This is a genomic window from Acetobacter sicerae (assembly GCF_011516765.1).
Lineage (GTDB): Bacteria > Pseudomonadota > Alphaproteobacteria > Acetobacterales > Acetobacteraceae > Acetobacter > Acetobacter sicerae.
Window position 1 is genome coordinate 1 of sequence record NZ_JAAABN010000078.1, and the last position, 881, is coordinate 881.

Here is an 881-nt window from a genome sequence, read left to right on the forward strand (position 1 = left end):
CTCTGTCTGCATCGGGTTTTCTTATAGCTTACGAAAATTTCTTTTCTACAAAACAGACTTTTTCATAATCTAACCCGATGTACAACCCTTCTGTGAGATTTCCGCGTCGACAATAGGAATCTATGATTTCAATTATGCTTAAAATTAACATTATCCGTCATTAATAAATCCCAACAATAGTCTATAGTTCTTGAGTTATTATTGATTTATTCGTAAATAACAAATTACGGCATATTAGGAAATAATTGCACTTTATTTTTTCAGGGCAATTAAGGAGAAAAATATCTATGCTTCATACATTTTCTTTCTTGGAATTCAGATTAAGAACTCATCAATTAAACGAAAAAAACTCGACAACACGTCCCTAGTACACTGGATCTTTGTGCAATGATCGATACCTGTAAGGTACTCATGGTCTTTCCCCTCTTCAACGCAAGCTCATTCTGGAACTATCAAGAAACCTGCGATCTGACTAACGCACGCTATCCTGCGGCACCGCTCGGTCTTATTACAGTTGCCGCGCTGCTGCCTGAAAACTGGGAAATACGGCTGGTAAACAGAAACACCGAACATCTGGATGATGCAGATTTTGGCTGGGCCGATATTGTCATGACGGGCGGGATGCTGCCGCAACGCAACGATGCCCTGCATATTATTGAAATGTGTCGAGCTCTTGGCAAGCCGGTCGTAATTGGTGGCCCCGATGTTACGTCCAGCCCGCACCTTTACAGTGCAGCAAATTTTCAGGTTCTGGGCGAAGCCGAGGAAATTGACGTGCCCCCCTTTTTGTTACCACTCAAAAGGAGAGTTCCCGTTTTTTATGGCTTTGGGTTGATGGGATGACAAGTGTCTCGGGGGCATGCCCCCGAGACACTTGTCTG

Annotated in this window: 1 pseudogene; it reads left to right on the forward strand. The window is 43.0% G+C overall.

What is annotated here, in order from left to right:
- Positions 1-387: 387 nt before the first annotated feature.
- Positions 388-771 (forward strand): annotated as a pseudogene (locus GVI59_RS18685) (cobalamin-dependent protein); the annotation flags it as partial.
- Positions 772-881: the final 110 nt, after the last annotated feature.